Genomic DNA, 6664 nt, shown 5'->3' on the forward strand with positions numbered 1-6664 from the left:
GTGGCAGCGGGACGAAGTGCGACCTTAACCCAGCCCTCGCTGTCATTCCAAACCCGGTGCAGGTTCCTTCACCTCGGCCGATGGGCTGATCCGTACGCCCAGGCTCGGCAGGTTGGTCGCAACAACGATCGTCGCCACCAGCACCGCGATCAGTAGCCCATCGAACCAGCGCCAAGCCGGCATGCCTTGCGCCGAACTTGCCTTGCGGCACCACCACCCCTGCCCCAGGCAGAACAGCAGAATCGCCAGGGCCCAGAGGTAGTACCCGGCGCCAAAGCCGGTCAGCGGCAGGAAGTCGTAGCTACGGTTGTCCGGCAACCGCTCGATGCCCAGGCAACTGAGCGCCAGGCCCAGGGCGATCACCCCTGCGCCCAGCGCCACCCGGCGAAAGCGCCGACGGGCGAGTATCGCCAGCCCCAGCAGCGGATTGGCAAACCACTGGTAGAGCCCGAAGGCGATGCCCCACGGGCCCATGATCAATATCTGCAAGGCCGGCATATGCCCATCGACGCCCATCGACAGGCCGTCGAAACACAGGCTCAGCAGGAACAGCACGAGCGTGAAACTCACGTAGAAAGCAGGCAACCGCAGGCTCCATCCATTATCCAAAAGCACTGCCGAACGTCAGGCAACAGGCGGCTCGAGCAGCAACCCATAAAGCCCTGAGTCGGACAGCTCGCCGGCCACGCACCAGCGCGCGCGCAGCGTGCCTTCGAGCACGAAGCCCTGGCGCTCCAAGGTGCGCGCCGAACCCTGGTTGCGCGGGTCGATTTCCGCCTCCAGGCGGCGCAGGTGCAGGGTGTGGGCCAGGTAGTCGATGAAGCAGGTCAGGGCTTCGTCCATGTAGCCGCGGCCCTGGACGGACTTGGCCAGGCAGTAGCCGATCTCGCCCCGGCGCGAGCCCTCTTCGAGGTTGAACAGCTGGACCATGCCGATCAGCTCGCCGTTGTCGCGGCGGTACATGCCCAGTTTGAGCAACTGGCCGGCGGCATAGGCTTCACGGTCGGCGGCCAGGGCGCTCTCGGCCTCGGCCAGGGTCTGCCACGGGGCGTGGTACCAGTAACGCATCACTTCGGGGTCGGCCATGATGGTCAGCCATTGCTGCGCATCGCCATGGCGCATGGGGCGCAGCTGCAGGCGTGGGCTTTGCAGGCTCAGGTCGCTGGGGAAACTGCGGGGGTCGGGCACGCCGGGACTCCTGTCCGGTGGTGGGGAGATGACAGTCTAGCGACAGTGGCATGGTCTGGCATCCGGGAAAACAAACGGCGCCCACCGCGATGGCGTGTCGTGCCAACAAGGCGGACGAGGTGATGGCACAGGAAAGACTGGCCCGAAACAAACTGTGGGAGCGGGTTTACCCGCGAAGCGCCGCGCGGGCGGCGCTCGATCTCATAGGCGCTGAAAATCTTCCGCCCTGCACCTCGTGGCCCACATGCGATCCCAATACAGGCCCTTGGGCATCACACCGCTGGCCTTGGGTAATCAGGATTGGGTAATGGCCGTCAGGTGTATGGCGGGAGATAGGGTGAAGGCCACCAGGTGCCTGCCGATGTTTTTGCAGCGCCTATGAGATCGAGCGCCGCCCGCGCGGCGCATCGCTGGCAAGTCGCAGCGGCGAACCGCAGCTCCCACAGTTTGTTTCGGGCCAATTATTCCTGTGAAAGTACCGCTGCCCGCCTTGGTGCATGTCGCAAGGCAGTAGCAGCACCAGTCACCTCAGCGGGCTCTGATGTTTATCCGCCACACCGCCTTGTAGGACCTGAGCCGCGCAGGATGCCGCTGATTCTGAGCCGGCCATCGGAGCCGTCCTGCATCGTCGCCGCTGCCATTGCCCTAGGGTCTTACTCTTTTCAACCCAGAGAAGTGAACCCATGGCTTATCTCAGCTACTTGTCCATCAACGGCGACCGTCAGGGCCTGATTTCCGCTGGCTGCTCCACCGAGGCCTCGATTGGCAATCATTGCCAGGCGGGACACACCGACGAGGTGATGGTGCTCTCAGTCGCACATCAGCTGATCGGCGACGACAGCCAGCGTGCCCTGCACCAACCGGTGCTGATCACCAAGTTCGTCGACAAGGCGACCCCACTGCTGGCCCAGGCTCTGGACAGCGGCGAACGCCTTGAATGCAACCTCAACTTCTACCGCACTAACCCCGCCGGGCTTCTGGAACGCTACTTCACCCTCAAGCTCGGCGGCGCGGTGCTGGTGGAGCAGCGCGTGGACATGCCCCACAGCATGCTGCAAAGCGACCAGGAGGCTCAGGAACACCTGGCAATCCGTTACCGCGATATCAGCTGGATCCACCACACCGGCAGCACCTCGGCCCGTGTCGCCTGGCGAGACCTCACATGAGCGCTCGTCAAGGTAACTATCCGCTGGGGCCCGACTATTGGGATGTAAACCAGGCCGCTACGCGCCTGACTGCGTTCGCCTGCACGGTCAGTGCACGGCATTTGAGCCATGGCATGGGTCGGATGCAGTTCAATCGGGAGATTGCCTATTTCTCCAAACAGGTTATGGACAAAGTGGCTCTGCGTGAACTGAGCCCAGAGGACGGGTTGAAGTTGCTCAGGGCGGAGGAAGTGAGCCTACGGGGCCAGGCTGAGACGTTGGGCCTGCAGGCCATTGGGCTAGTTGGTGGAGTCAGCCAGATGGCAGCGGGCGCAGGCGCCTGCGCGACAGGCCCCCTCTTATGCACTTTTTTTGGGGCGCCTATGCTCGCCCACGGTGCAAACAACGTTTACGAAAACGCGAGCAATATGTGGAACAAACGAAGCGATACCGTCGGCCCTGTTCGCAAGGGGTATCAACATATCGCCAGTGAACTGGGACATGGCGAAAGAGAGGGTAATATTGCCTATTACACAGCAGATCTGGGTATGGCCGGGTACGGTGTGTTTTTTCGAAAACTACTGAAGCCAGGAGCGTGGCGCCTCTACAAATATCATGACGTTGACCGAGCGCGAGCATTCCGCGTGATGGGGCATCATACACTGCTTCTGGAAGGAGTTATCAGCGGGTTAACGAGCTACCAATTGATTTTAGAGCACTTCCGAAAATGATAATTGCACTGTCCGCATTTATCATAATTGATATTACTGCCTCATTAAAACTCAAATCTTACCTGGCACATGATAATTGCTCCTGGCCTGGTGCAATTTTCGGCTACTTCTATAACACGCTGATCGGAGCACTATATCTCTACATGGCCATCCACAATAAGTTCCTATTGGTGCTTGACATCACAGAACTGTACGCAAGGCTTTGGCCCGTTTCATTTGCATTCTGCTTCTTCATGGTGTTTTTTCATTGCTGGGCATTTCCGGCGAATTTCAAAGAATGACCCATGGAAACTTGGATTGTGAGGTGCTAGAGGAAAATAGCCATCAACGGAAACTCATAAGCTTGGCCTATCGAGACTGCCCGGCAGTCTCGATAAGTGTTGGCCTTTACTTGCCTTGGCCAGCCCGTTCAGGATCCCCACGGTGCTGCCGGCCAGGAGATCACCCTCCATTTCAGCTTCGGTGATCAGGTGCCTGATGCAGCCAGATGCACCAATGGGTCAAAGAGTATTTTCGCGAATGATTTTTGCACTTGCACTTTTTGTCGTATCAGACATATGCGCCTCAGTCATCTTGAGGCGCCACGCCATTCAAAACACTCAATCACTAGCCGCCGCTATCACAAGCTACATCTACAACACAGCAACTGCAGGACTTTACTTGCACTTGATCACACACAGAAGCTTTTTGATTTTCATAGACTTTGAGGAAACCCACATGAATTTCCGAGGTTTGATTTTCTTTTCATCAGTATTCATGGTTCTCTTCCACTGCTGGGCGTTTTCAGGAAGTGCTAAAAAATAGTCCATCACTTGCTGAGACCTACCATAAGCGCCGCAGCGGCGAACCACCGCTCCCAGGACAAGGCATGTCCGACATATTATCCAGTGTCAGCCTGCGGTATGGATGCAGACGGCAGAATTCGACGTGTTACGTGATTATAGAAAACCCTGCCGACATGCCCAGCGTGTCCCCGGCCTCAGCACTTTATCAGGCAGTAACTTACCGCCAGCAAACATGTCCCTAGGGTGTTGGCCCAAAATGACAGTTGCAGACAGCGCTTTAAAAAAATCGGAACAGTCCGATAATCGTATTCACTCAACCAGCCATGACGAATGCCAAATTTTGGCCAGGCCACACCAACACTTACGCCCGCGACAATCACCACACGCGAGCGGAGTGTCAATGTACCCCATAGTTTCCGATCATCTTCCAAACCACGACTATTCTTGAATGCCTCGCACAGAGCAGAAAAATGCTGCGTACCTGCAACCAGCCACGTCGCGAACATTCCGACTATGATAATTAGCGTGGGCACCAACAATAGAATCAACTTTGCAGCAACAGGCCAATTGGCGGGATCAGTCATAGATGACTCCATGAATGAACTCTCCCAACGCCTCGCCTCCAGCGCCCCCCCCTGAACTACCAGCAAAGGATCCAGCACCAACAACGGCGACACCACAAATAGCTCTGCCATGGGGAGTGAAACGACAGACCGCCTTGATTGCATAACCTCCCAAGGTTGCTCCTAAAGATCCACCCAATAAACCACCGGTGAAACTGCCTGTCTCAGTGAACCTAATCCGTTTGCACGTTTCGGTCTCCCCCGCCCGGCACGCCTCGTAGATCTTCATGTACGACGATGTCGCCCCCACCCCCACCGCCACATGCCCGCCGTACTTGAGGTACTTGGTCATCTTCGCCACCTCATCCAGGTGCGTCGCATACCCAGGAATCGCCCCCGGCGCGCCGGCCTTCGACCAGTGATGCACCAGGCTCTTGGTCGAGATCCCCAGCCCCCGGCGCAAGTCCTCGTGCTGCCCCAGGTTCAGGTACTTGCCGAGAAACGCGCTGCGCAGCTGTGCATTCAGCTGGCCAGACAGCGCCTTGCGCTCGGCGAAGAACTGCGGGCTGTTCAGGTGCCGATGCGCAATGAACTCGCGCTGGTGCAAACGCTCGATGCCTTTGAGTGTGTCTTCCACCTGACCCAGCCCCCGCGACAGCATGTCCTTGCCCACCCCCATCGACTGGCTCGCGCCGTTGAGCACACCGGCGATCTCGGCCATGTGTCGCATCATGAAGTCGGCTTCTTCGGTGCTGAGCTGCGCCAGCGACGCCCGGGCACTGCGGGCCGCTGCCATCAATTCGGCTTCTTCGCGAGTGCAGGCGTAGCTGTGCTCGGGGGCGCCAAGCACGAATAGCTCGCCCGCCTTGAAGCCCTCGTCGAAGGTGGGGTTGAGGCGACGCACCAGCGACAGCGGCAGGTTGCCCGGCAGCGCGGCCAGCTGTTGCAGCACCTGCTCGCCGGTCATGCTGCGCGGCACGATGTAGAAACCGGGTTGCAGCCCTGCAGGGGTCGCCATGGCGGCTTGTGGGGTGAGTGTGGCGCGTTCAGCAGCCACCGGTGAAGTGACAGGCGCCTTGGCCGGGGCGGCCTGCGAGGATGCGATCAGGCGGTTGCTGCCCAACGGGCAGCCACAGCGCACGCGGGCGCCGTCGACGACGGTGGGTACGCCATCCTGGAGGAAGCGCTGTTCGCCGTCGATGAGGGTGCCCACCTGTCCGCACTTCGGGCAGGCGGTGGTCTGGTCGCCTTCGAGCAGCCAGGCGCGGCCATTCACGTTACCCGCTGCGCGGTCTCCGATGCAGGTGGCGCCGGTGGTGGTGCGGTCGCCCACCAGGCCCTGCCCCTTGCCGAAAATCACGATGCGATAGGTCATGGGCGGTCACCTGCGGCGATGCCCTTGAAAGAGTTGCGGGTCATGCGGCCTTTCCTTTGTACGCAGAAAACGCCGAACGCTAGCAGCTTGATGACGCCTCCGACGGCACCGGAAGCGGATCGAGAAACGTCCTACAGCAACAGCAGAACACTCACTCGAACATGCCTTGTTCTGGAGACAGTCCTCCGCAACAGTGGGTTGTTATGTATCAGAAGGTCAGGCCCACCTGGCATCCCATTCACAAGGCCAGTGCAACGGCAGCAGCGCCACCACGATGCAGCGTCACGACCTTGGCACATCGAGACTGCCCGGCAGTCTCGATAAGTGATGGGTTTACTTGCCTTGGCTCATTCCCGACTCCATGTCATCGATCAGCCCCTTGGCCAACCCGCTCAGGATCCGCGCGGCGCTGCCGGCCAGCAAATCACCCTCCATTTCAGCTTCAGTAGTCAGGTGCCTGATGCAGCCAAGCAGCGCGGACAGCTCGCCGAAGGCATGTTCGAACGGGATGCCCGGCTTGATGCAGAACAGGTCCAGGCAGGTGGTGCTGCCCTCGGTCGGGCCGTAGAGGCTTTTATCGCTCATGGGCGGCCCTCTTGGACTTGGCGTGGTTGATCAGGGCGATCACCAATTGCGTGAGGACCGAGGCGTTGTCCAGCAGGATGTCCGAACGCAGCTCGGGAGGACAATCGGCGTAGGCGTGGACGGTATCGACGAGGGGGTCCATCAACGTGGCGGCATGGGCCATGGCCTGCTCGGCGGTGAGGTCGTTGATGATGGTGATGAAAGGAATCGGATACGGTGGATCGGGGACGATCTTTTTCATAGTTGTCACTCTCTGAAAGTAGTTTTCATGAGCAACCACCGACATCCTTCT

General features: G+C 59.3%; 8 protein-coding genes. 2 read left to right on the top strand and 6 right to left on the bottom strand.

The features are described 5' to 3' along the window. Positions 1–42: 42 nt before the first annotated feature. Positions 43–585: a hypothetical protein gene (locus tag LOY51_RS22375; RefSeq protein ID WP_258643106.1), complete on the bottom strand. Its 543-nt coding sequence runs from the start codon at positions 583–585 to the stop codon at positions 43–45. A gap of 39 nt (positions 586–624) precedes the next feature. Then, on the bottom strand, positions 625–1188 hold the full coding sequence (locus LOY51_RS22380; protein WP_125465455.1) for a GNAT family N-acetyltransferase: 564 nt from the start codon (positions 1186–1188) through the stop codon (positions 625–627). A gap of 683 nt (positions 1189–1871) precedes the next feature. Between LOY51_RS22380 and LOY51_RS22385 the strand changes: the two genes are divergently transcribed. Both LOY51_RS22385 and LOY51_RS22390 read left to right on the top strand, forming a co-directional pair. Then, positions 1872–2354 carry an Hcp family type VI secretion system effector gene (locus LOY51_RS22385; protein WP_258643109.1) on the top strand — a complete coding sequence of 161 codons (483 nt, stop codon included), beginning with the start codon at positions 1872–1874 and terminating at the stop codon, positions 2352–2354. Then, positions 2351–3064 carry a DUF4225 domain-containing protein gene (locus LOY51_RS22390; protein ID WP_258643111.1) on the top strand — a complete coding sequence of 238 codons (714 nt, stop codon included), beginning with the start codon at positions 2351–2353 and terminating at the stop codon, positions 3062–3064. The genes LOY51_RS22385 and LOY51_RS22390 overlap by 4 nt, the downstream gene beginning before the upstream one ends. A 979-nt stretch (positions 3065–4043) precedes the next feature. Here LOY51_RS22390 and LOY51_RS22395 read toward each other — a convergent pair. From LOY51_RS22395 to LOY51_RS22410, 4 genes are all read right to left on the bottom strand, one after another. Continuing rightward, on the bottom strand, positions 4044–4433 hold the full coding sequence (locus LOY51_RS22395) for a hypothetical protein (RefSeq protein WP_258643113.1): 390 nt from the start codon (positions 4431–4433) through the stop codon (positions 4044–4046). Next, the gene (locus LOY51_RS22400; RefSeq protein WP_258643115.1) at positions 4426–5787 is read right to left on the bottom strand and encodes a PAAR domain-containing protein; all 1362 of its coding nucleotides are present in this window, start codon (positions 5785–5787) and stop codon (positions 4426–4428) included. The genes LOY51_RS22395 and LOY51_RS22400 overlap by 8 nt, the downstream gene beginning before the upstream one ends. 333 nt (positions 5788–6120) lie before the next feature. Beyond that, a complete protein-coding gene (locus LOY51_RS22405; RefSeq protein WP_125860235.1) occupies positions 6121–6372 on the bottom strand; it encodes a DUF3077 domain-containing protein in 252 nt (83 codons plus the stop codon). Then, positions 6362–6613, bottom strand: a complete 252-nt coding sequence (locus LOY51_RS22410) for a hypothetical protein (RefSeq protein WP_125860237.1) — start codon at positions 6611–6613, stop codon at positions 6362–6364. The genes LOY51_RS22405 and LOY51_RS22410 overlap by 11 nt, the downstream gene beginning before the upstream one ends. Between the last annotated feature and the right edge of the window lie 51 nt (positions 6614–6664).

It is taken from the genome of Pseudomonas sichuanensis, assembly GCF_024749065.1.
GTDB classification, from domain to species: Bacteria; Pseudomonadota; Gammaproteobacteria; order Pseudomonadales; family Pseudomonadaceae; genus Aquipseudomonas; species Aquipseudomonas sichuanensis.